Raw genomic sequence first — 20,705 nt, forward strand, 5'->3', positions numbered from 1 at the left:
AAAAAACTTTGATTACCGCAGCCTCCAGCTCAAATGAACATCAGCCATCGCGGATACCGCCACCTGTTTGGCATAAATTTTTTTGACCTCCATTTATTGTAGCAGCGCACGGTGAGCCCTCCAGCGCACCAGACCACAGACAACTACCTACCAACCTGCGCACAGATTTCGCCTCAGGTCGCTTAGCGGCCAACTTTGCCCCCCCCCACGTAGAATCCAGAGTAATTAGCTATAAGAAGACCACCCGCCTTACCTTCTAAAGCAATTACTTGCCATAAATTGTCGCTCAATATGAGCCGCGAATTACACCCACTCAAACATACCCCGCCACCAAGCAGACTCACCCCAAAATGCAAACCGGGCAGCACTTAACCCGAAAAAACTTTGACCCGAATGCCAAGCCCATAACGCACCTGCCGAGCTCTAATTAAGGGATAAATGGTTTGATCACGTCGACAAGGACAGAATCTGTATAGCATCAGAGCCACATAACAACCCTTGAGCTATCGGCTAGCCTGATGCATTTAAGGAGGACGCTAAATTTTAGACAACAAAAAAGGGCCCACCTTTCGGTGAGCCCTTCTAGACCGCCCAGCAGAGCGGATTTTGTTTGGTAGGCGCGATTGGACTCGAACCAACGACCCCCACCATGTCAAGGTGGTGCTCTAACCAACTGAGCTACGTGCCTGCTGTGGGGTCGCATTCTATAGATTTGCGGAGGGGTGTCAACACCTTTTTTGCAGCTAACCCCATGAATAGTCGAAATTTTTATTTTCACCCCGAAAATACTCAGTTGGCGCTGGCTGGCGGGCGAATTTCAACTGAGGTAGCATCGGGCGCACTCGTAAAAAATATAAAACAGAGGTTGCAGAATGGCGAACACACCTTATCCCCAGTCCTACTATGCGGCTTCGGCTAACCCGGCGCCGGAGCGCCCTGCCCTGCAGGATGAGGTTGAAACGGATGTCTGTGTGATCGGCGCCGGTTATACCGGACTGTCGAGTGCTCTGTTTCTGCTGGAGCACGGCTTTAAGGTCACTGTGCTTGAGGCGGCCAAAGTAGGTTTTGGCGCGTCAGGACGTAACGGCGGCCAGATCGTTAACAGTTATAGCCGCGACATTGATGTGATTGAACGCACGGTCGGCGCCAAGCAAGCCCAGCTGTTAGGCCAGATGGCCTTCGAAGGCGGCAAGATTATTCGTGACCGCGTTGCCAAGTATCAGATCCAGTGCGATTTAAAAGACGGTGGTGTGTTTGCCGCGATCACCAGCAAGCAAATGGGTCACCTCGAAGCACAGAAGAAGCTGTGGGAGCGCTACGGCAATACGCAACTAGAGTTGCTCGACAAGCGCCGGATTGGTGAAGTGGTTGCTTGTGACCTCTACCAGGGCGGCCTGCTGGACATGAGCGGCGGGCATATCCACCCTCTGAATCTGGCGTTGGGCGAAGCGGCAGCGGTCGAATCCCTTGGGGGCACGATTTACGAGCAGTCGCCCGCTGTGCGCATCGAGCGAGGTGCCAACCCGGTGGTGCATACGCCACAGGGCAAGGTCCGCGCCAAGTTCATTATCGTGGCGGGCAACGCGTATCTGGGCAATCTGGTGCCTGAGCTGGCGTCCAAGTCCATGCCGTGTGGCACGCAGGTCATTACCACTGAACCGCTGAGCGAGGAGTTGGCCAAAACGCTGCTGCCTCAGGATTACTGCGTCGAGGACTGTAACTATTTGCTCGACTACTATCGCCTGTCCGGCGACAAGCGCCTGATCTTTGGTGGTGGTGTGGTGTATGGCGCGCGCGATCCGGCCAACATTGAAGCGATTATTCGGCCGAAGATGCTCAAGGCGTTCCCGCAGCTCAAGGACGTAAAAATTGATTACGCATGGACAGGCAACTTCCTGCTGACGCTGTCCCGTTTGCCGCAGGTTGGGCGCATTGGCGACAACATCTATTACTCCCAAGGTTGCAGCGGGCACGGGGTGACGTATACGCACCTGGCGGGCAAGGTGCTGGCCGAAGCGCTGCGCGGGCAGGCTGAGCGCTTTGATGCGTTTGCTGACTTGCCGCACTACCCTTTCCCCGGCGGGCAATTGTTGCGTACACCGCTGACGGCGTTGGGTGCCTGGTATTACAGCTTGCGTGACAAGTTCGGGTTTTAACGGGCTAAACCAAGGGCTCGCGATCTTTTGATTTTGGCCGTTGTACCGAGCGGGAGGGTTTGCGGCCGCTGCGCTGCCGATCGCAGCCTTCGTGCCTCGTCAGCGACTACAGGGCTTGTGTACGCCACACCCTGTAGGAGCGAGCTTGTCTCGCGATCTTTTAAAAGATCAAAAGATCGCGAGGCAAGCTCGCTCCTACAGGGTATTTGGCTATTGCAGGGCTTTGATGGCTTTGCTCGCTGCTTGCTCCTGGCCCAAGCGGGACAGGTCGTTAGCCGCCTTTAACCAGCGTTCTTTGTCGACATTCACCGGCAGTTGGTCCGGGGCCAAAATCAGCACGGCCCAGCTGCCGGCATCTTTCCAGCTGGATTCAAACTTGCTGAAGTCCATGACCCGGCGCCGATCCATGCCCGCACGCAACAATACGGTTTGTTTGTTGCGGTCATAGCCCGCCAGCACTGCATAACGCGGTTCGCTCCAGACTCGCCCCTCCATAAAGCGCACCATCACCGGGTAGCCTGCGGCAACCTGGGTCAACAGCGCTGTGAGCGCAGGATCCAGCCGGTACACCATCAGCCCGTATTGCCCGGCCAGTTGCTCCATATTGCTTTGCAACGAAGCTTCGGCCTCTTGCAGTTTGAGTGGTTTGGTCAAAAGGCCCGGGGTGATTCTGATGCGCTGCTCACCCAGCATGCTGGCCAGCACCTGCGGGCCGCTTTGATGGGCGTTACCGCGAAAAAAGGGCACGCCGTTAAGCTCAACCCGCTCTGGCAGGTGACGCATTTGCGCCTGGTCAACACTGGCACACCCCACAACAGTCACCGCCAATGCGGCCAGCAGCCACAGACGCAGCCCTTTCAATCCACTCAGTCCCTGCATACGCCCTCGCTTTGAATGAACGCCAGACCGCAAGGTCTGCCATGGTCGACGATCATAGGGCGCCAACAGGGTCTGGTATAGCCTTAAAGCACAGTGAAAGGTCCTACATAGAGCCAATCAGTTGGTGCAGCACGACCTTTGGTCAATAGACTGAAACACTGCTCAAGCTAGACTGTCATCTGAAGTGTGTTTATGCCCGTCGTGGGCAAAGGAGGCACTTATGAGCCCGACATTGACCATTATCTTGCTGATCACCGGGTGGCTGGCCGTTGCCGCCGCCATGCTCTGGGGCCTGATGCGCATCAGCCGTCATCATCATCCGCAACCCCAGCCAGAACCCAAGCAAAAGCCCGCCCAACCGGCCGCTACCACCGCCAACGCGCACTAAATGCAAAAAAACCGTCCACCCTGACAAGGATGGACGGTTTTTAAGTGGCAGCCTGCGCTTACTTGGTCACGACAGCCTGACGTTTTTCCCGAGCGCGACGCGCGAGAATGTTCAGGGTTTCTACGGTGGCGGAGAACGCCATCGCCGCATACACGTAGCCTTTTGGTACATGAGCGCCAAAACCTTCTGCGATCAGGGTCATGCCGATCATGATCAGGAACGCCAGCGCCAGCATCACCACAGTCGGGTTTTCGTTGATGAACTTGGCCAGAGGCTCCGAAGCCAGCAACATCACCATCACCGCCACCACGACCGCAATCACCATGATCGGCAAGTGCTCGGTCATACCGACCGCCGTCACGATACTGTCGATGGAGAACACCAGGTCCAGCATCAGGATCTGACCGATCGCAGCGGCAAAACCTACAGCTACTTTGGACGACACGCTCTCGGCCTTGTCCTCGGCGTCAGGGGTCATGTTGTGGTGAATTTCACTGGTAGCTTTCCAGACCAGGAACAGGCCACCGGCGATCAGAATCATGTCCTTCCAGGAGAACGCCTGCCCCAAGACTTCGAATACCGGCGTGGTCAACTGCACGATGTAAGCGATGGTGCTAAGCAAGCCCAGGCGCAGGATCAGCGCCAGGCCGATACCGATACGGCGGGCCTTGGTACGAAATTGCTCAGGCAGCTTGTTGGTCAAGATCGAGATAAAGATCAGGTTGTCGATCCCGAGTACCACTTCCATCACGATCAGCGTGGCCAGTGCAATCCAGGCCGTAGGGCTGACCGCCAGTTCTAAAAGGTATTCCATAGGTGTGTTCTGACCCTTCTGTAAGACAACTTAAATAGTGTGCGATGTTTCTTTATTTTCTTCAGCCGGTGGCTGCTGTTCAATCAAGCGCCCGCCGGTTGCGTCGTTGAGCGCCTGCTCAGCCGCCTTGTGGGTGTCATCAATGGCCTGCTTGGCAGCCTCAGCGGTTTTGCTGAGCATCTGCTGCGCGGCTTTTTCTGCCTGATCACAACCGCCTATCAGCAATAAGGTGGACGCCAACAGCGCGGCATAACCTGCTTTTTGAATCTTCATCGTGACATGTCCTCTTTAAACCTGCGGCCAGCAACGTGGCCTGCGAATAACGCGCGATTTTAGAGAGCTAGACACTTCAGGAAAATTCGTATTTTTAAGCGTTATACTTCGATTTTTACGAAGTGTTGCCAATCATATGCTCAATTACCGCCAACTCCATTACTTTTGGGTCGTTGCCAAAACCGGCAGCATCGTGCGCGCCTGCGAGCAATTGAACCTGACCGCACAAACCATCAGCGGGCAAATCAGCCTGCTGGAAGACACCTACGGCCTGCCCTTGTTTCGACGGGTCGGGCGCCAACTGGAGCTGACCGAAACCGGGCGCCAGGTGTTGCCCTATGCCGAACAGATCTTCCAGGTGGGCGCCGAGCTGGAAAGCATGCTGCGCATGGCGCCCAAAGAGCAACAATTGATCTTGCGGGTCGGGGTTGCTGATGTGGTGCCCAAGTCGATTGTGTATCGGCTGATCGCCCCGACCATGGAGCTGGACAAACCCGTTCGCATTACCTGCCGCGAAGACAAGCTCGACCGGTTGCTGGCAGATCTGGCGATTCAACGGCTTGATTTGGTCATTTCCGACAGCCCGATGCCTTCTCATCTAGACATTAAAGGCCTAAGCCAAAAGCTTGGCGAATGTGGAATCAGTTTTTTTGCCACCGCAAGCCTCGCCCAAGCGTATGCAGAACACTTCCCGCAGAGCCTGCAAGACGCACCCATGCTGATCCCGGGCCCGGAAACAGTGATCCGCACGCGCCTGTTGCGCTGGCTGGCCGAACTGAAAATCCAGCCTAGGATTGTCGGTGAATTCGATGACAGCGCGCTGATGCAGGCGTTTGGCCAATCAGGCACCGGCGTGTTTATCGCACCCAGCGTGATCGCCGACGAGGTCATGCGCCAATTTGACGTTGAGCTGATCGGCCAGACCGAGGCCGTCACCGAATCGTTTTATGCCATTACCGTCGAGCGCAAGATCCTCCACCCCGGCATCGTGGCGATTACCGAGGGGGCGCGACGGGAGCTGTTTACTGAAAGCCGCTGATCAGGCGCAGGCCGCCCGCGGCTTCATCGCCATTAGCAGCGATGCAAGGATGATCGATACCAGAATAAAACCGGCGCCGGCGAAGCCCAGGCTGCCCAGCCCGTAGGTATCAATCACATGCCCGCCAAACAGCGCGCCAAGGCCGATCCCCAGGTTAGCCCCGGCAATGTTCAATGATGCGGCAAAGGCCGGTGCCTGCGGCGCGGCTTTCATCAGCCGAACATGGCTGACCAGAAACAGCGCTGCCTGGGTCACCCCCCAAACACCCATCGCGGCCGCCAGCCCCAGCGTGGAGTGAATGCTCGGCACCAGCGCCACCATGCCGCCAATCATAAACGCGCAAAACACCATCGACGCAATCAGCGGATGGCGGTCTACCATGCGCCCGCCCAGCGAATTGCCAATCAGGCCAACAGCGCCAAAGCCCATCAGGCACCACCCCACCAGCGTGCCGTCAAACCCGGCCAGGCGCTCCAGGATATCGGCCAGATAGGTGTAGGCCGTGAACATGCCGCTGAACACCAGCACTGACAGCACGATATGCCCGATCATCAGCGGGCTGCGCAGCAGGCCAAACTGTGAACGCAAGGTGACGCCCTCTTTGACGCCTTTGACTGCCGGTAAATACACCCACAGCAGCAAGGCCTTGGCCAGGGCGATCACGGCCAGAATTGCGAACGCACTGCGCCAGCCCCAGGCATCCGAGATCAACGTCCCGACCGGGATACCAAACACCGTCGCACAGACAATCCCGAAGCCGATCTTCGCAATCGCCCGGCCCGCGTACTCAGGGCCGACAATGTTGACGGCGGTTTCGCTGGCCAGCGCCCAAAACACCGGCAAGCCCAGCGCAGGCAGCAACCGCGCAAACGCCATGACCCAAATATTCGGCGCCAGCGCGGCCACAGTATTGGCAAAGGCAAACATCAGCAAAATGCCGATAAACAGGCGCTTGCGCTCAAAGCGGGCGAAGTAGGCCGTCAAAAACGGCCCCAGCGCTGCCACGGTGAAAGCGAACAACGTGACCAGCAAACCGGCCTGCGACACGCTGACCTCAAGGTCACGGGCGATCGCGGGCAACAGTCCGACAATAATGAACTCGGTGGTGAGCACGGTGAAACCGGCCGCAGATAGCAGCAGGATGGGCAACAGCATGAATAACTCCAAAGACGACAACGCCAGCGAAAGCCCGAAAGGCCCGCTGATTTAAAGAAAGTGGGGGATGCGCAATGGTAACAGAATGCTTCTGCATGATGGGGAGTTGGCCCATAGACCTACGCGCTAAGGTGCGGCAGATCGCCCTTACGTAGGAAAGCTCCTACTTCTGTATGGTAAAGTCCGCCCCCCGTTCTGACCTTAGTCAGACAAGCGTGCTCAGCACGCATGACTGAATCCGCCCCCTACTCTGCTTAACTCAACACGTTTAAGCGCGGCTGCTGGTTGTTATTGCCAGCCGGCTAAAGATTGAGTCAACGCCAGAGTCTTTGAATGCGCCACCCACAACAACTAGAGACACTCCTATGACTGATGCTCCACCTACCCTGCTGCAAACGCTCAAACGCACCAGCCTGGTGACCCAAATTGTCATCGGTCTGATTGCCGGCATTTTGCTGGCCTGGCTGGCACCTGCTGCGGCACTCTCGGTGGCCTTTGTCGGCAAGGTGTTCGTCAGCGCCCTGAAAGCCGTGGCGCCGATTTTGGTGTTTGTGCTGGTCATGGCCTCGATTGCCAACCACAAACAAGGGCAAGTCACCCACATCCGCCCAATCCTGGTGCTGTATTTGATCGGTACGTTTGCCGCAGCAGTTGTCGCCGTGATCGCCAGCACGCTGTTCCCGTCCAGCCTGATTCTGCTCACCGAAGACATCACCGTGTCCGCTCCCGGGGGCATCAGCGAGGTCTTGCAAAGCCTGCTGTTGAGCGCGGTGGACAACCCGGTCAGCGCCCTGATGAACGCCAACTTCATCGGCGTTCTGGCCTGGGCGATTGGCCTTGGCATTGCTGTTCGCCATGCGGGCGAAACCACCCGCACCGTACTCAATGACTTGTCCAACGGCGTGACCTTGATCGTGCGTGTGGTGATTCGCTTCGCGCCATTGGGCATTTTCGGCCTGGTCAGCGCGACCCTCGCCACCTCCGGTTTTGGCGCCCTGCTGGGCTACCTGCACCTGCTCACTGTGCTGATCGGCTGCATGCTGTTTGTGGCCCTGGTGGTCAACCCGCTGATCGCTTTCTGGAAGCTGCGCCGCAACCCGTACCCGCTGGTGTTCATGTGCCTGCGTGAAAGCGGGATCACCGCGTTCTTCACCCGCAGCTCGGCGGCCAACATCCCGGTCAACATGGCGCTGAGTGAGCGTCTGGGCCTGCATGAAGACACCTACTCGGTGTCGATCCCATTGGGCGCAACCATCAACATGGCAGGTGCAGCCATCACCATTACCGTCTTGACGCTGGCAGCCGTGCACACGTTGGGGATTGAGGTGGATGTGCCGACCGCGATTCTGCTCAGCGTGATGGCGGCCGTGTGCGCCTGTGGCGCTTCGGGTGTTGCGGGGGGCTCGCTGCTGTTGATTCCGTTGGCGTGCAGCCTGTTTGGTATCCCGAGCGAAATTGCCATGCAGGTGGTGGCGGTCGGTTTCATCATCGGCATCCTGCAGGACTCCGCTGAAACCGCACTCAACTCGTCAACCGACGTGCTGTTTACCGCTGCTGTGTGCCTGGCCGAAGAAGAACAGGCCTAGGGCTTACAGAACAGGAGCACCCGCGCGGGTGCTCCTGAGTCTGTCACGCGTGGCTTGGCGCAATGCTTAGAACGCGCCCATGTAGTCACGCTTGCCGATTTCAACGCCGTTGTGGCGCAGAATCGCGTAAGCGGTGGTCACGTGGAAGAAGAACTGCGGCAGGCCGTAGGTCAGCAGGTAAGCCTGGCCGGTGAAGCGTTTTTCTTTCGGCGTGCCCTGACGGGTAATGATTTCGATCCCTTCCTTGCCATCGATTTGCGCAGGCGTAATGCCGTCAACAAACGCCAGCACCTTGCTGATCAGGGCTTGCAGGTCAGCAAAGGTCACTTCGCTGTCATCGTATTTAGGCAGCTCGATCTCAGCCAGACGGCCCGAAACACCCTTGGTGAAATCAACCGCGATTTGCACCTGACGCACCAGCGGGAACATGTCCGGAGCCAAGCGTGCTTGCAGGAACACACTCGGGTCAATGTTCTTGGCTGCGGCGTGAGCTTCAGCTTTGCTCAGCACACCGCTCAGGGCGTTGAGCATTTGTTTGAATACAGGAACAGAAGCAGCGTACAGAGAGATAGTCATGAAAGTCTCGACAGTCTGTGGGCGGAAAGTGAATGTGCGGCGATTATAGGCATACGCCGCGTAAGAAGCGGCTTGTCTTTTAGTCAGTGTTGAACCTATAAGGGGCGGATGACAATTGGGTGTGATCGCAACACACTGATCTCCTTTTAAACGCACAAGGAAAGCGTGATGAGCACTGAACACGACAGCGACACCGGAGCTCGGCTTAACAGCACTGAAATCCGCATCCTCGGTTCCTTGATCGAGAAGCAGGCCACCAATCCGGAAACCTACCCCCTGACCCTCAATGCGCTGGTACTGGCCTGCAACCAGAAAACCAGCCGCGAGCCGGTAATGAATCTGACCCAAGGCCAGGTGGGCCAGAGTTTGCGTGCGCTTGAAGGCCAGGGCTTTACCCGTTTGGTCATGGGCAGTCGCGCCGATCGTTGGGAGCATAAAGTCGACAAGGCATTGGAGCTGGTCCCTGCCCAAGTCGTTCTGCTGGGCCTGCTGTTTCTGCGCGGCCCGCAAACCCTCAACGAATTGCTCACCCGCAGCAACCGCATGCATGACTTTGAAGACACAGAACAAGTCCAGCATCAGCTCGAACGGCTGATTGCCCGTGATTTGGCACTGCTCATTCCACGTCAGTCAGGCCAGCGCGAAGATCGCTATACCCACGCACTGGGCGACCCGGCAGACATCGAAGCAATCATCGCCGCCCGCCAGCAACCCGCCGAGCGCAGCCCTTCAGGTGTGTCCCTTGAGCGCTTTGAAGCACTCGAAGCACGCATTGCGGCACTGGAAGCGCGTTTGAGCGAACTGGAATAGCACCCTGCATAGCCCCCATCAGATGCCGCGCCGTTCAATCCGGCATCGGGGGCTCTTATAAAAAAGCCACTCATTATCAGGAACCTTCCCGCGCGTTAAAGCGACTCGTCTTTAAATACATCCGATGATCGAGGACTAGGCTAAACACTTCATATCGTTAAACGACGGCGTCATGGAGTGTTTCAGTAATGACCTTGTGTTCAATAACACCTAAAAACCTTAAACCCGGCAGCCGGATCGCCATCGTCTCCCCGGCCGGGGCTGTGTCTAATCCAGACCTGCTGACGCACACTCACAACATGATCATTGAGCAGGGCTATACACCTGTTTACGGTGAGTTTGCGCTCGCCAGACATGCGCATCATTACACCTATGCGGGCACCCCCGAACAACGACTCAGGGACTTGCAGTGGGCGCTGGACGACGACTCGATTGATGCCATCTGGGCAACCCGTGGCGGCTATGGCAGCGTTCAACTGCTGGAGCAGATCGACCTGAGCCGTTTCGTACATAACCCCAAATGGTTAATCGGCTACTCCGACATCACCTTCTTGCAGAGCCTGCTGGCAAGGCACGGAATTGAGTCGGTACACGGCCAAAACATCATCAGCACGCCAACCCCGTCAGCCGATTCTTATCAGAATATTTTCAACCTCTTTAAAGGCATCAAACCGACGTACCAACTGGACAATAATCTGCTCAATGAGCAGGGCTCGGCGTGCGCCACCCTGATTGGCGGAAACATGACCGTCGTGACCGCACTCTCTGGCACCCGCTTTAACTTCAATTACGACAACGCCATTCTGTTTCTCGAAGAAATCGGTGAGAACGCTTACTACAAGATTGACCGCTACCTTAAAAGCCTCGAACAGACAGGGGCTTTTGAAAAGATTAAAGGCCTGATTATTGGCGGCATGAAAAACATCGCGGATGACACCTCGCCGCACAGCCCCATTGCTCAATCAATCATTGCCGAACGCGTGGCCCAGTATTCCTTCCCGAAAGTGTTCGGGTTTCCCAATGGCCATATCCCGGACATGCGTCCACTGATCATCGGCGCCACCGTGAGCCTGCGTGTTGACGAAAATGGTGTGCGACTGGCGCACCTTTAAGCGCTAAGCGCCATAAAGGCCGAATCTCGGCCTTTATGGCTCAACCATCAATTGCGGGCAAACGCCACCGCTGCCTGGAACTGCTCCGGAGTTGGGCGCACGCCGGTGTACAGGGCAAATTGCTCAACCGCCTGGATGGCAATCACTTCCAGCCCCGTAATGACCCGCTTGCCTTGCTCACGGCCACGGATAATCATGGGCGTTTCAACGGGGATCGCTACCACATCAAACAGGATCTCGGCCTGATCGATCGCCTCAGCAGCAAACGCCAGATCATCGGCTTCAGCCCCGCCCGCCATGCCAACCGGCGTGACGTTGATGAGCATTTGCGGCCGTTGCTGGCCCAGTTCTGCCTGCCATGAGTAGCCGAGATTTTTCGCCAGCGCAGAACCCGTGACCTCGTTACGGGCCACGATCACGCCATTGTGATAGCCGCCATCGCGCAAGGCTGAAGCCACGGCCTTGGCCATGCCGCCGCTGCCACGCAAGGCGAACGTGGTGTCCTTGGCAACCTGGCGATCACGCAGCAATTGCGCAATGGCGATGTAATCAGTGTTGTAAGCCTTCAGGTGCCCGTCTGTGTTGACGATGGTGTTGATCGACTGAATGGCCTGCGCCGAGGCGTCGAGTTCGTCGACCAACGCAATGCTCGCCTCCTTGAAGGGCATCGACACCCCGCAACCGCGAATACCTAAAGCCCGGATGCCGGTAATGGCCCCGGCGAGGTCTTTGGGGCTGAAGGCTTTGTAGTAAAAGTTCAGGCCCAACTGTTCATACAGATGATTATGAAAACGCAGTCCGAAATTCCCGGGTCTGCCTGACATCGAGATGCATAGCCGGGTGTCTTTGTTCGGATTCATTTGCATGTTCATCTCCTCGTGCTTTCGGATAAACGGCTCAAGCCGCCGCGATAAATTTGCCGGATCATAGCGCTCGCTGAAACGTGTCAGCGAGCCCAAGACCTTACACAAACTTTACCGAAACATTTTGCAATTTTTTCTAAAAAGATTGTCTCAATGTTATCCCCGCTATTTCATATGGCCTGGTGCAGGCCAAGACGCGGGGTTGAAAGCAGAGGAATCGTCATGATGCGTACCTTCCCCAAAGTTGCTTTGCTGATCGGCGCCCTGGCTGTCGCTGGCCAGGCATCCGCCCATGGCGGTTGGGGTGCTGGCCCGGCGCTGGTTGGCGCAGTGGTCGGTGCTACGGTTGTTGGCTCGATAGTCGCCAGCCAACAGCGCCCGGTTTACGTAGAACACCCGGTCTATGTGCAACCACAACCGGTTTATGTGCAGGCACCTCCGGTGTACTACCAGGCGCAGCCAGTTTACGTACAACCACAACCGGTTTATGCACCGGCCTATTACGGCCGACCACAACCGGTGTACTACGGTCCACCCCGCGGTTATTACGGCCCACCACGCTGGTAATCGCAGTCAACACCCCAGCGGCAGGCTTGTTCAGTTGCCGCCAGGTTTGAATTGAGGTTGCGATTGTCACGCACTGGACACAGTATTGGCAGAAACTACGGCATCAGCATGCACACACTTTCGACGCTCTGGCCGTGACACTTCGCACACCATAAAAACAAGGACGACCTGTATGCCGACACAAAACCCGCACCGCACTGTAGGCCTGTGCACTTCCACCAAGGTCTACAACACGCTGACCGAACTCAAACAGCTTGAAGGCCACCGCGCCGCCAAGCTGGTTTCTCTGCTGGCTCAACACCTGGTTAGCCAGGGCTTGTTGAGTGACCATGAAGTGATGCAAATGCTGGATCAAGTCGTCGACTAAACTGCCTGGAAACAACCTCACCCGCATCAATGGCGACTATCACGCGTAATGATTTTTTGCGCATGGGCCCAAGCCTTAAAGTGGCGCCATTGTTTGATAGCAGGAGGTTCCTATGCCAAAGGTCCATATCATGTCGGTTGTCGGCAGCGCAGTCCCCGAACCGCTTCGCGCGGACGGTCTGCTGGCGTGCTGGTATGTGGTCATTGACGGTGTTCCCGTCAGCGGCCCGTTCAAATCACGCGCCGCAGCGCAAGTTATAGCCACCAGCGAAACAGATAAAACAACGCCACACTTAACACGACACTGAGCAACACATTGCGGGTCCAGAGCATCAGCCCTATCGCACACACAGCCGCCAGCAGGTACGGGTTGGTGGGGCTCAGATCAAGGGCGTGATCCTTGATAAAAATGATCGGCCCGCAAATCGCCGTCAACATGCCCGGCACCGCAAACCCCAGAAACTCCCGAACCCCGCGGTTCAAGCGAATCGGCAAGCGCGGCTCGAGAAACAGATAGCGGTTAAAAAACAGAATCAGCGTCATCCCGCCAATAATCAGCCATACCGTCATGCGAAGTACGCTCCAAGCCGTTTGCACAGATACCCGACGGTCATACCCGCCAACCCCGCCAGCACAATCGCCGACTCCCATTGCCAATAACTGAACAGCACCACGCTCAATAACGAGACGGCGACGCAAATCAGCGTTGGCACATTGCGCACAATCGGCGTGATCAGGGCAATGAACGTCGCGGCAATCGAGAACTCCAGCCCCAATTGATCCAGCCCCGGAATGCTTTTACCGACAATCACCCCCAGGCAGGTAAACAGGTTCCAGCCCACATACATGCACAGGCCAACGCCCAGGGCGTACCAGCGGTTGAAGGTTTTTTGGTCATACGGGCTGACCAGTGCAAAAAACTCATCGGTCAGCAAAAAGCCAAGACTGGCGCGCCACTTGGCCTCCATGGGCGCGACGATGGGGCGCAAATGCATCGCATAGAGGATGTGTTGCGAAGTCAGCAGCAGCGTGGTGATCAAAATGGACAGCGCACTGGCGCCCCCTTTGATCATGCCAATGGCCACCAATTGAGCCGCCCCGGCAAACACAAAAAGCGACAGCCCTTGGGCTTGCATCGGTGTCAATTGCGCATCAATCGCCGTCGAACCGGCTAAAAGTCCCCAGGGCGCGCAGGCCAGGGTCAAGGGCAGACAAGCAATCGCGCCGCGTGTAAAAGCGACGCGAGGAAGCGAAGTAGGCATCAAAAAACATCCCGGCAGTAAGCAGCGACAAAGGGTCGCAACTTGGTCAGTGAAAGTCTTGAACGATCTTGCTCTTCGTCAGGTCGTAACGTTTAGCCGCCCTTATTGAGCCGCCCGGCGGGTTTGACGAACCACTGTTCGTGGTCTTTAGTCAGCCCCACTATTCATTCGTTTAAGCCTATTCACAGCCAACACGAGGAACGACCATGAAAGACCTGAAATCCGCCAAGGAAAGCAGAAAGGCCGATCTGCGGACACCTTCGGCGCTGAGCGAAGAAGCACGCATCAACATTGCTGCAGAAGTGAATGCATTGCTGGCCGACACGTTCGCCATTTACATGAAAACCAAGAACTTCCACTGGCACATGTCCGGTCCGCACTTCCGTGACTTCCACCTGCTGCTGGATGAGCAATCTGATCAGATTTTTGCCACCACCGATGCCATTGCCGAGCGCGTGCGCAAGCTGGGGCGCACCACAATCCGCTCGATCGGGCATATCAAAAATCTCCAGCGCCTGCTGGACAACGATGCTGATTTCGTGACCCCGGAAGACATGCTCGCCGAACTGCGCGAAGACAACATCCAGCTGGCCGCCTACATGCGCGCCACCCACGAGCTGTGCTCTGAGTCGGGTGACGTGGCCACCACCAGCCTGCTCGAAAACTGGATCGACGAGGCCGAACGCCGCGTCTGGTTCCTGTTTGAGTCGTCGCGCACTCGCTAACGTGTGAGCCGCGGGAGGCCACCGTCCTCGCCGATATTCCCTCTCCTTCGGGCGAGGGAATATCAGATCAAAAGATCGCGAGGCAAGCTCGCTCCTACGGGGCCTGCAGATTCACCCGGCTCATGAATTTTGTTTCACAGTGGTCACAACAGGCGGCTTGTATAGTGACCCCGCTCATTCAATGAACCTTGGCCCGCACTCTCCCGCGGGCTTTTTTTTGCCTGTCACACGCCCTGCTTGAACACCAGCGCTTTAAGCCCGCACTCGGGATCGGCATCCGGAAACTCCGGCGGGTTTTCCAGCCGTAGCTCAAAGCGCAGGCTCGGCGCCTCAGCGGTCACGCCATTGATCAAAAATTCGGAGCCCAGCGAAGGATCGTTCATGCACGCCAGTACCGTGCCGTTTTCAGTGAGCAATTCCGGCAAGCGCCGCAGCACGCGCTGGTAATCCTTGGTCAGCAAAAAACTGCCCTTCTGGAACGAAGGCGGGTCGATGATGACCACATCGTAAGGCCCCAGGCTTTTGACCTTCCCCCAGGACTTGAACAACTCATGCCCAAGGAAGCTCACCTTGCCGGTGTCATGTCCGTTTAGCCGGTGGTTGTCCCGGCCACGGCTCAGGGCCGCACGTGACATGTCGAGGTTCACCACATGCTCAGCGCCGCCTTCAATGGCTGCGACAGAAAACCCGCATGTGTAGGCAAACAGATTCAACACCCGCTTACCCTCGGTATTCTCCCGCACCCAGTTACGGCCATAACGCATATCCAGAAACAGCCCGTTGTTCTGCTTGCGGCCCAGGTCCACCTGATAACGCAATCCGCCTTCTGTGAGCGTCCACTCGTCCACCGGCTCACCCGCCAGCCATTCAGTATCACTTTGCAACGTGTAGCGATGCTGCATCACCAGCGTGTGGGCGCCACAGGCTTGCCACACCGGCGACTGCACAATCGTCAGCAGCATCTGCTTCAGGGCTTCAAGCTGGGCGGGCTCCGGCTCTTTGAACAACGAGACCAACACCACACCTTGCAGCCAGTCCACCGTCAACTGCTCCAGGCTCGGCCAGCAGCGGCCGCGCCCATGGAAAATACGCCGTGTTTCAGCAGGCGCAGCCTCCAGGGCGGTCATTAAATGCAGGTGCAAGGTGGTTAACGCTTCAGGGGTCATCAGGCTGGCCGGTCAATTTCAAAGGCCGGCATTTTACACAATTGCGCAGTAGCACTTAAACAACACACCCCTGCCCGGAATTCACGCAGACATCAAGCTGCAATCTGTCGCCATAAAATTATCGTTTTACAATCATTTATTATCGAATTACGATACAGCCACTGCACAGGCCTACCCGGAAGGACTGCGCAGCCTCCGGACACTTAAATCGATGACTACGCATAAAAGGATTGTTCGATGACAACAGATCTCCTGGCCAATCGCAGCCGGATCTTGGCGACCGCCACATTGGTACTGGTGGTCAGCATGCTGCTGGCCAATATCGCTTACTGGATTTTCCCTGACGCGCTCGGCAGTTTCATGGGCGGATTCAACTTGACCGCGATGATCGGCCAATTGAACGCCAACATCTCGCTCATGCCCTGGTGGCAAGCGGCCGGCGGAATCGTCCTGTCCAGTATCCCGCTGCTGATACTGGCAAAAGGTTTACTGGCGCTGCGCAGCCTGTTTCTGGCCTACAGCAAAGGCGAATACTTTTCGTCAGAGTCGGCAGACCTGCTGGGCAAAGTGGGCAAGAGCGTGTTGCTCTGGGTACTGGCCAGCCTGGTGCTGACACCGGTGATGAGTGTGTGGATTACCTTCACCCGACCTGCAGGCGAACGGTTGCTCAGTATTAACTTTGAGCCGTCACATATTGTTGCGTTATTTCTCTCAGCCTCTCTTATGATCATCGCTCGCAGCTTGTCCAACGCGTGTTCGTTGGCAAGAGAGAATGAGCAGTTTGTTTAAGAGGGCACGATGCCGATAGCCATAAAACTGGACGTCATGCTGGCCACACGCAAGATGAAGTCCAAAGACCTCGCGCAAATGATCGGGATAACCGAGCAGAACCTTTCACTGCTCAAACAAGGAAAAGTCAAAGGTATAAGGCTGGCCACCCTCGAAGCCATCTGTGTCGCTCTGGATTGCCAACCCGGCGACTTGCTGCATTTTCAACCGGAGCCGTAACCCGCCCCTCCCTGGCACCTAAACTGCAAAACGCCCATGAGCCTGACACCTCATGGGCGTTTTGCGTTTTAAAGCCCCTTGATTCCCCGCTGCAACGTCTGTTCAGCCAGCCAACAGCATTGCGCTGCTAGGCTCGTGCGATGCACGCTTCACGGGCTTGTGAAGCAGCAAAATCCTCACCGGCACGGCGCACAATACCCAGGCTCACCTACCGCGTGAAATTTCTCTGCTAACCCCCTGCAAATACAGGCATTTCTAACGTTATTAATCCATACTCAGAAAATGTAACGTTATATGTATACCAACGGTTGCCGTTCAGAATTCCCTAACCATCATTGAGTCAATCTGCGTGAAAATTCATCTTTCGATTTTGAGCCTATTTTTAGTTCTCACAGGCACAGCCGCTCCTTCAATCGCCGCAGCGACGGAAGGCACCATGTCACCCCGAGACATGTCGAAACTGCACATTGCTTCTGGCAGCGCGCTGCTGATCGACCTGCAAACCAATAAAGTCATTTACGCCAGCAACCCGGACGTGGTCGTGCCCATCGCATCGGTTTCCAAACTGATGACCGCGATGGTGGTGCTGGACGCCAAGCAATCGATGGACGAGTACATCTCGGTCAATATCAGCGACACCCCGGAAATGAAAGGCGTGTTCTCGCGGGTCAAGCTGGGCAGCGAGTTGTCACGTCACGAAATGATGCTGATCACCCTGATGTCCTCGGAAAACCGCGCTGCAGCCAGCCTGGCGCACCACTACCCGGGCGGCTACGTGAAGTTTATTGCTGCCATGAACGCCAAGGCCAAGAGCCTGGGCATGATGCACACCCATTACGTTGAGCCTACCGGCCTGTCGCCGCGCAACGTCTCGACGGCCCGCGACCTGAGCAAGCTGCTCGCCGCCGCGCGCCACTACCCGATGCTCAGCCAACTGAGCACCACCAAAGAAAAATCGGTGACGTTCCGTAAACCCAACTACACCCTGGGCTTTCACAACACCGACCATTTAATCAACAAAGACAAATGGAACATCAAGATCACCAAAACCGGCTTCACCAATCAGGCGGGCCACTGCCTGGTGCTGGTGACTGAGATGGGCAATCGCCCTGTGTCATTGGTGATTCTGGATGCATTCGGCAAATACACTCACTTTGCCGATGCCGGGCGTATCCGTAACTGGGTTGAAACCGGCAAAGCCAGCAGCGTGCCTGACGTAGCGCTGCGTTATAAAGCCGACAAAAACCTGCAACAGCATCAACCTAAAACGGCGCATGTCGCCGAGTAACACGGCACTCGCTAAAGAACAGGCACCTGCCCGGGGAGAGAGTCGGAGCAAGTGCCTGTGTGTTGCCCGTTAACGCTTGGGTGAAGGCTTGGGCGTTTTCTTGATGGTTTCGACGGTGGTTTCTTTCGGGCGGCGCTTGGCCTCCTCCAACGGAATAAACAGACCCGTTTCTGAATCACGTGCGCGTTTGTTTTTCATCTAAAGCTCCAGTCAAAGCCCCGAGGTTGAGGCCTGTCCTGGCAGACTAGTTGAAGCTTTGGGCCCTTTCGGGCATAGAAACACGCGCTTGCATATCCGTTGCAATCTCCCCCTCCTCCTGCAAAAAAGAACCCCGCCTATAAGACGGGGTTCCAGCACTGACTCACATCAGTTTTGCAGAGCAGGCTGTTGATCCCCACTGTTGATCGGGATGCGTTTGGCTTTTGCTTCTTCGGGCACCACCCGCTGCAGGTCGATGCTCAGCAAGCCATTGCTCAAGTTCGCGTTTTTGATCTCGATGTGGTCATCGAGACGGAAGGACAGTTTGAATGCCCGTTGCGCGATGCCCTGATGCAAGTAGGTCACGCCTGATGCTGGTTTTTCAGCGCTGCTTTCGGTGTTGTCACCGAAGGTTTCACGTTTGCTGCCGCTGACGTTCAACACACCTTTTTCAACTTGCAGGTCCAGATCGTTCTGGGTGAACCCTGCCGCCGCGATCACGATGCGATAGCTGTCATCACCGTGCTTTTCGACGTTGTAGGGTGGATAGCCAGCGCTGGAGTCGTTGCGCAGCGCGGTTTCAAACAGATCACTAAAACGGTCAAAACCGACAGAATTACGGAACAGTGGCGCCAGAGAAAATGCGGTGTTCATAATTTAGCCTCCTGATTTCAGCGAGATTTTGTCTTAGCGACCCGGTTTCGGCATCGCTTAACCCCTAAGTAGGGATCAGCAAAATCATTTCAAGAGGCTTTTTTGAAATTTTTTACGCGCCTTCCACAGGCGGGTTGTTGACCAGATGCCGAACCTTTTCACAGTCGGTTTCGCGGCGCATGGCATTGAACAGCACCACCGCTTCAGGGTAGTTGCGCGTCAACATGGCCAACCACTGCTTGAGCCGCCCCGGCGCCGAACGCGGCGTCAGTTGCGCCTCAGCTTGCGCCCAGAAGTCGCGGATCATCGGTTGTAAATCCGCCCAGGTCATTTCAACCACCTCTTCGCCCGCCCGCGCAGCGGCGATTTGCCGGGCAAGGTCCGGGCGCGACACCAGACCGCGACCGAGCATGATGTCTTCAGCCCCGCTGATTTCGCGGCAACGGCGCCAGTCTTCAACCGACCAGATATCGCCATTGGCAAACACCGGCACCTTGACCGCCTCTTGCACCTGGGCGATGTACTCCCAATGCGCAGGCGGCTTGTAGCCGTCCATTTTGGTCCGTGCATGCACCACGATCTGGCTGGCGCCCCCTTCAGCCAGGGCAATCGCGCATTCATTGGCGCTGTCGGGCGTATCGAAGCCCAGGCGCATCTTGGCCGTCACCGGGATATGCGCCGGCACCGTACGGCGCACCTGCAGCAAAATCGCATGCAGCAGCTCAGGCTCTTTGAGCAGCACCGCCCCGCCACGGGACTTGTTCACGGTCTTGGCCGGGCAGCCAAAGTTGAGATCGATGACCTCGCTGCCCAATTGGCAGGCCAGCGCCGCGTTGTCCGCCAGACACGCGGGGTCAGAACCCAGCAGTTGCACGCGCAGGGGCACGCCAGCACGGGTTTTGGCACCGTGTTGCAGCTCAGGGGCGAACTTGTGGATATAGGCTTCGGGCAACAGCCGTTCAGTGACCCGAATAAATTCGGTCACACACCAATCAATACCGCCGGTGCGGGTCAGGACATCACGCAGGATGTTGTCGACCAACCCCTCCATCGGCGCCAAAGCAATTTGCATGGGTGACTCTCATAAAAAAACGTGCGCAAGTTTACGGGGTTATGTGATCAACCGGTATCTCGTTCAAGGCGCCACGACCGCCGAACCGTAGCCTTCCAGAAACTCCGGCGGCAGGCGTTTGGGCTTGCCCGTCGACAGTTCGATACAGACAAACGTGGTTTGCGCGCGCAGCAAGGTCGCGCCATCACTTGGCCGGATCAATTGAAAGTGCCGGGTCAGACGCAGGCGCTTGTCAAAATCGACAATCCAGGTCGCGAGCTGCAGCTCATCCCCTTCATAGGCGCTGGCCAGATAATCGATTTCGTGGCGCGCCACCGCCATGGCCCGGTCGAGCCTGCGGTATTCGGTCAAATCCAGCCCAAGGCGCTGGGAGTGGCGCCAGGCGCAGCGCTCCAGCCAAACCACATAGGCGGCGTTATTGGCATGGCCAAAACCGTCGATGTCTTCGCTCTGCACCTGCAGATCAATGATGAACGGCGTCGCCAGATCCCAATTCATGCCTGTCTCCCTGCCTACAAATAAAGCGCGCAGTGTAACGCACCCGGTCTGCGCTGAGGCAGGCCCGGACTGATGGCAAAGGCAAAAGGAATGGAAATGGCCGAACGCCAGAAAAACAAAAGGGCCATTCAATTAATGAATGACCCTTAAAAATCCCGCAGAGCGGGTAATCGTGGCGTCCCCTAGGGGACTCGAACCCCTGTTACCGCCGTGAAAGGGCGGTGTCCTAGGCCACTAGACGAAGGGGACA

The 20,705-nt window shown here is 56.6% G+C and carries 26 protein-coding genes and 2 tRNA genes; 13 read left to right on the forward strand and 15 right to left on the reverse strand.

What is annotated here, in order from left to right; genetic code table 11:
• Window positions 1-611: 611 nt before the first annotated feature.
• A tRNA-Val gene (locus tag GHO41_RS13410) sits at window positions 612-688 on the reverse strand.
• A gap of 184 nt (window positions 689-872) precedes the next feature.
• On the opposite strand from GHO41_RS13410, the gene GHO41_RS13415 reads away from it, so the two are divergent.
• Entirely contained in the window at window positions 873-2,156 is a 1,284-nt protein-coding gene (locus tag GHO41_RS13415) for an FAD-binding oxidoreductase (RefSeq protein WP_123750512.1), read from the forward strand.
• Window positions 2,157-2,366: 210 nt separating this feature from the next.
• On the opposite strand, the gene GHO41_RS13420 is transcribed toward GHO41_RS13415, so the two are convergent.
• Entirely contained in the window at window positions 2,367-3,035 is a 669-nt protein-coding gene (locus GHO41_RS13420; protein ID WP_178126511.1) for a peptidase C39 family protein, read from the reverse strand.
• Window positions 3,036-3,255: 220 nt separating this feature from the next.
• Here GHO41_RS13420 and GHO41_RS29830 point away from each other — a divergent pair, with 220 nt between their 5' ends.
• Complete coding sequence (locus GHO41_RS29830) at window positions 3,256-3,423, forward strand: hypothetical protein (RefSeq protein ID WP_164488140.1); 168 nt, start codon at window positions 3,256-3,258, stop codon at window positions 3,421-3,423.
• Between the two features lie 58 nt (window positions 3,424-3,481).
• Here GHO41_RS29830 and GHO41_RS13425 read toward each other — a convergent pair whose 3' ends face one another.
• Together GHO41_RS13425 and GHO41_RS13430 are read right to left on the reverse strand one after the other, a co-directional pair.
• On the reverse strand, window positions 3,482-4,237 hold the full coding sequence (locus tag GHO41_RS13425) for a TerC family protein (RefSeq protein ID WP_048388577.1): 756 nt from the start codon (window positions 4,235-4,237) through the stop codon (window positions 3,482-3,484).
• Between the two features lie 30 nt (window positions 4,238-4,267).
• Window positions 4,268-4,510, reverse strand: a complete 243-nt coding sequence (locus GHO41_RS13430) for a hypothetical protein (protein WP_153329811.1) — start codon at window positions 4,508-4,510, stop codon at window positions 4,268-4,270.
• 136 nt (window positions 4,511-4,646) lie between these two features.
• Here GHO41_RS13430 and nhaR point away from each other — a divergent pair, with 136 nt between their 5' ends.
• Complete coding sequence (gene nhaR / locus GHO41_RS13435; protein WP_153433807.1) at window positions 4,647-5,549, forward strand: transcriptional activator NhaR; 903 nt, start codon at window positions 4,647-4,649, stop codon at window positions 5,547-5,549.
• Here the strand turns inward: nhaR and GHO41_RS13440 are convergent, their stop codons facing one another.
• Window positions 5,550-6,704, reverse strand: a complete 1,155-nt coding sequence (locus tag GHO41_RS13440) for an MFS transporter (protein ID WP_153329807.1) — start codon at window positions 6,702-6,704, stop codon at window positions 5,550-5,552.
• A 365-nt stretch (window positions 6,705-7,069) separates the two neighbouring features.
• On the opposite strand from GHO41_RS13440, the gene sstT reads away from it, so the two are divergent.
• The gene (gene sstT / locus GHO41_RS13445; RefSeq protein WP_048368887.1) at window positions 7,070-8,290 is read left to right on the forward strand and encodes a serine/threonine transporter SstT; all 1,221 of its coding nucleotides are present in this window, start codon (window positions 7,070-7,072) and stop codon (window positions 8,288-8,290) included.
• A gap of 66 nt (window positions 8,291-8,356) precedes the next feature.
• Here the strand turns inward: sstT and GHO41_RS13450 are convergent, their stop codons facing one another.
• Entirely contained in the window at window positions 8,357-8,866 is a 510-nt protein-coding gene (locus GHO41_RS13450) for a DUF1993 family protein (RefSeq protein ID WP_123750508.1), read from the reverse strand.
• Between the two features lie 168 nt (window positions 8,867-9,034).
• Between GHO41_RS13450 and GHO41_RS13455 the strand changes: the two genes are divergently transcribed.
• A complete protein-coding gene (locus GHO41_RS13455; protein ID WP_048388584.1) occupies window positions 9,035-9,676 on the forward strand; it encodes a YceH family protein in 642 nt (213 codons plus the stop codon).
• A 188-nt stretch (window positions 9,677-9,864) separates the two neighbouring features.
• Complete coding sequence (locus GHO41_RS13460; protein WP_153433808.1) at window positions 9,865-10,788, forward strand: LD-carboxypeptidase; 924 nt, start codon at window positions 9,865-9,867, stop codon at window positions 10,786-10,788.
• Between the two features lie 47 nt (window positions 10,789-10,835).
• Here GHO41_RS13460 and GHO41_RS13465 read toward each other — a convergent pair whose 3' ends face one another.
• Window positions 10,836-11,654, reverse strand: a complete 819-nt coding sequence (locus tag GHO41_RS13465) for a shikimate 5-dehydrogenase (RefSeq protein WP_153433809.1) — start codon at window positions 11,652-11,654, stop codon at window positions 10,836-10,838.
• Between the two features lie 219 nt (window positions 11,655-11,873).
• Between GHO41_RS13465 and GHO41_RS13470 the strand changes: the two genes are divergently transcribed.
• The 3 genes from GHO41_RS13470 (at window position 11,874) to GHO41_RS13480 (ending at window position 12,892) form a co-directional block, all read left to right on the forward strand.
• Window positions 11,874-12,218: a hypothetical protein gene (locus tag GHO41_RS13470; RefSeq protein ID WP_048368882.1), complete on the forward strand. Its 345-nt coding sequence runs from the start codon at window positions 11,874-11,876 to the stop codon at window positions 12,216-12,218.
• Between the two features lie 172 nt (window positions 12,219-12,390).
• Entirely contained in the window at window positions 12,391-12,585 is a 195-nt protein-coding gene (locus GHO41_RS13475) for a hypothetical protein (protein ID WP_048368881.1), read from the forward strand.
• A gap of 112 nt (window positions 12,586-12,697) precedes the next feature.
• Window positions 12,698-12,892, forward strand: a complete 195-nt coding sequence (locus tag GHO41_RS13480; protein WP_082148659.1) for a hypothetical protein — start codon at window positions 12,698-12,700, stop codon at window positions 12,890-12,892.
• Here the strand turns inward: GHO41_RS13480 and GHO41_RS13485 are convergent.
• On the reverse strand, window positions 12,840-13,154 hold the full coding sequence (locus GHO41_RS13485) for an AzlD domain-containing protein (protein WP_048388591.1): 315 nt from the start codon (window positions 13,152-13,154) through the stop codon (window positions 12,840-12,842). The two genes, GHO41_RS13480 and GHO41_RS13485, sit on opposite strands and share 53 nt — an antisense overlap.
• Window positions 13,151-13,846 carry an AzlC family ABC transporter permease gene (locus tag GHO41_RS13490; protein WP_048368879.1) on the reverse strand — a complete coding sequence of 232 codons (696 nt, stop codon included), beginning with the start codon at window positions 13,844-13,846 and terminating at the stop codon, window positions 13,151-13,153. Before GHO41_RS13490 ends, GHO41_RS13485 begins: the two co-directional genes overlap by 4 nt.
• Before the next feature lie 206 nt (window positions 13,847-14,052).
• On the opposite strand from GHO41_RS13490, the gene GHO41_RS13495 reads away from it, so the two are divergent.
• Window positions 14,053-14,571 carry a Dps family protein gene (locus GHO41_RS13495; protein WP_048368878.1) on the forward strand — a complete coding sequence of 173 codons (519 nt, stop codon included), beginning with the start codon at window positions 14,053-14,055 and terminating at the stop codon, window positions 14,569-14,571.
• Window positions 14,572-14,795: 224 nt separating this feature from the next.
• On the opposite strand, the gene GHO41_RS13500 is transcribed toward GHO41_RS13495, so the two are convergent.
• Window positions 14,796-15,737: a class I SAM-dependent methyltransferase gene (locus tag GHO41_RS13500; RefSeq protein ID WP_153433810.1), complete on the reverse strand. Its 942-nt coding sequence runs from the start codon at window positions 15,735-15,737 to the stop codon at window positions 14,796-14,798.
• Between the two features lie 237 nt (window positions 15,738-15,974).
• Here GHO41_RS13500 and GHO41_RS13505 point away from each other — a divergent pair, with 237 nt between their 5' ends.
• The 3 genes from GHO41_RS13505 to pbpG all read left to right on the forward strand — a co-directional run bounded on the left by GHO41_RS13505 (window position 15,975) and on the right by pbpG (window position 18,033).
• On the forward strand, window positions 15,975-16,526 hold the full coding sequence (locus GHO41_RS13505; protein WP_048368876.1) for a DUF2975 domain-containing protein: 552 nt from the start codon (window positions 15,975-15,977) through the stop codon (window positions 16,524-16,526).
• Between the two features lie 9 nt (window positions 16,527-16,535).
• Window positions 16,536-16,745 (forward strand): helix-turn-helix transcriptional regulator, encoded by a 210-nt coding sequence (locus GHO41_RS13510; protein WP_048368875.1) that lies wholly within the window; start codon window positions 16,536-16,538, stop codon window positions 16,743-16,745.
• A gap of 349 nt (window positions 16,746-17,094) precedes the next feature.
• Complete coding sequence (gene pbpG, locus GHO41_RS13515) at window positions 17,095-18,033, forward strand: D-alanyl-D-alanine endopeptidase (protein WP_048368874.1); 939 nt, start codon at window positions 17,095-17,097, stop codon at window positions 18,031-18,033.
• 69 nt (window positions 18,034-18,102) lie between these two features.
• Here pbpG and GHO41_RS30355 read toward each other — a convergent pair whose 3' ends face one another.
• The 5 genes from GHO41_RS30355 to GHO41_RS13535 form a co-directional block, all read right to left on the reverse strand.
• Window positions 18,103-18,231 carry a hypothetical protein gene (locus GHO41_RS30355; RefSeq protein ID WP_256665494.1) on the reverse strand — a complete coding sequence of 43 codons (129 nt, stop codon included), beginning with the start codon at window positions 18,229-18,231 and terminating at the stop codon, window positions 18,103-18,105.
• A gap of 168 nt (window positions 18,232-18,399) precedes the next feature.
• On the reverse strand, window positions 18,400-18,885 hold the full coding sequence (locus GHO41_RS13520; RefSeq protein ID WP_153433811.1) for an Hsp20 family protein: 486 nt from the start codon (window positions 18,883-18,885) through the stop codon (window positions 18,400-18,402).
• 112 nt (window positions 18,886-18,997) lie between these two features.
• Window positions 18,998-19,957, reverse strand: a complete 960-nt coding sequence (locus GHO41_RS13525) for a tRNA-dihydrouridine synthase (protein WP_153329790.1) — start codon at window positions 19,955-19,957, stop codon at window positions 18,998-19,000.
• A 63-nt stretch (window positions 19,958-20,020) separates the two neighbouring features.
• Window positions 20,021-20,455 carry a thioesterase family protein gene (locus tag GHO41_RS13530; protein ID WP_048388601.1) on the reverse strand — a complete coding sequence of 145 codons (435 nt, stop codon included), beginning with the start codon at window positions 20,453-20,455 and terminating at the stop codon, window positions 20,021-20,023.
• 173 nt (window positions 20,456-20,628) lie between these two features.
• Window positions 20,629-20,704: transfer RNA gene (locus tag GHO41_RS13535), tRNA-Glu, on the reverse strand.
• Window position 20,705: the final 1 nt, after the last annotated feature.

It is taken from the genome of Pseudomonas sp. FSL R10-0399 (assembly GCF_009600165.1).
Classification (GTDB): Bacteria; Pseudomonadota; Gammaproteobacteria; order Pseudomonadales; family Pseudomonadaceae; genus Aquipseudomonas; species Aquipseudomonas helleri.

Bases quoted from the DNA above. Each gene is read 5' to 3' on its own strand.
- GHO41_RS13415 (WP_123750512.1), top strand. From the start codon at position 873: ATGGCGAACACACCTTATCCCCAGTCCTACTATGCGGCTTCGGCTAAC.
- GHO41_RS13420 (WP_178126511.1), bottom strand. From the start codon at position 3,035: ATGCAGGGACTGAGTGGATTGAAAGGGCTGCGTCTGTGGCTGCTGGCC.
- GHO41_RS29830 (WP_164488140.1), top strand. From the start codon at position 3,256: ATGAGCCCGACATTGACCATTATCTTGCTGATCACCGGGTGGCTGGCC.
- GHO41_RS13425 (WP_048388577.1), bottom strand. From the start codon at position 4,237: ATGGAATACCTTTTAGAACTGGCGGTCAGCCCTACGGCCTGGATTGCA.
- GHO41_RS13430 (WP_153329811.1), bottom strand. From the start codon at position 4,510: ATGAAGATTCAAAAAGCAGGTTATGCCGCGCTGTTGGCGTCCACCTTA.
- nhaR (WP_153433807.1), top strand. From the start codon at position 4,647: ATGCTCAATTACCGCCAACTCCATTACTTTTGGGTCGTTGCCAAAACC.
- GHO41_RS13440 (WP_153329807.1), bottom strand. From the start codon at position 6,704: ATGCTGTTGCCCATCCTGCTGCTATCTGCGGCCGGTTTCACCGTGCTC.
- sstT (WP_048368887.1), top strand. From the start codon at position 7,070: ATGACTGATGCTCCACCTACCCTGCTGCAAACGCTCAAACGCACCAGC.
- GHO41_RS13450 (WP_123750508.1), bottom strand. From the start codon at position 8,866: ATGACTATCTCTCTGTACGCTGCTTCTGTTCCTGTATTCAAACAAATG.
- GHO41_RS13455 (WP_048388584.1), top strand. From the start codon at position 9,035: ATGAGCACTGAACACGACAGCGACACCGGAGCTCGGCTTAACAGCACT.
- GHO41_RS13460 (WP_153433808.1), top strand. From the start codon at position 9,865: ATGACCTTGTGTTCAATAACACCTAAAAACCTTAAACCCGGCAGCCGG.
- GHO41_RS13465 (WP_153433809.1), bottom strand. From the start codon at position 11,654: ATGCAAATGAATCCGAACAAAGACACCCGGCTATGCATCTCGATGTCA.
- GHO41_RS13470 (WP_048368882.1), top strand. From the start codon at position 11,874: ATGATGCGTACCTTCCCCAAAGTTGCTTTGCTGATCGGCGCCCTGGCT.
- GHO41_RS13475 (WP_048368881.1), top strand. From the start codon at position 12,391: ATGCCGACACAAAACCCGCACCGCACTGTAGGCCTGTGCACTTCCACC.
- GHO41_RS13480 (WP_082148659.1), top strand. From the start codon at position 12,698: ATGCCAAAGGTCCATATCATGTCGGTTGTCGGCAGCGCAGTCCCCGAA.
- GHO41_RS13485 (WP_048388591.1), bottom strand. From the start codon at position 13,154: ATGACGGTATGGCTGATTATTGGCGGGATGACGCTGATTCTGTTTTTT.
- GHO41_RS13490 (WP_048368879.1), bottom strand. From the start codon at position 13,846: ATGCCTACTTCGCTTCCTCGCGTCGCTTTTACACGCGGCGCGATTGCT.
- GHO41_RS13495 (WP_048368878.1), top strand. From the start codon at position 14,053: ATGAAAGACCTGAAATCCGCCAAGGAAAGCAGAAAGGCCGATCTGCGG.
- GHO41_RS13500 (WP_153433810.1), bottom strand. From the start codon at position 15,737: ATGACCCCTGAAGCGTTAACCACCTTGCACCTGCATTTAATGACCGCC.
- GHO41_RS13505 (WP_048368876.1), top strand. From the start codon at position 15,975: ATGACAACAGATCTCCTGGCCAATCGCAGCCGGATCTTGGCGACCGCC.
- GHO41_RS13510 (WP_048368875.1), top strand. From the start codon at position 16,536: ATGCCGATAGCCATAAAACTGGACGTCATGCTGGCCACACGCAAGATG.
- GHO41_RS30355 (WP_256665494.1), bottom strand. From the start codon at position 18,231: ATGAAAAACAAACGCGCACGTGATTCAGAAACGGGTCTGTTTATTCCG.
- GHO41_RS13520 (WP_153433811.1), bottom strand. From the start codon at position 18,885: ATGAACACCGCATTTTCTCTGGCGCCACTGTTCCGTAATTCTGTCGGT.
- GHO41_RS13525 (WP_153329790.1), bottom strand. From the start codon at position 19,957: ATGCAAATTGCTTTGGCGCCGATGGAGGGGTTGGTCGACAACATCCTG.
- GHO41_RS13530 (WP_048388601.1), bottom strand. From the start codon at position 20,455: ATGAATTGGGATCTGGCGACGCCGTTCATCATTGATCTGCAGGTGCAG.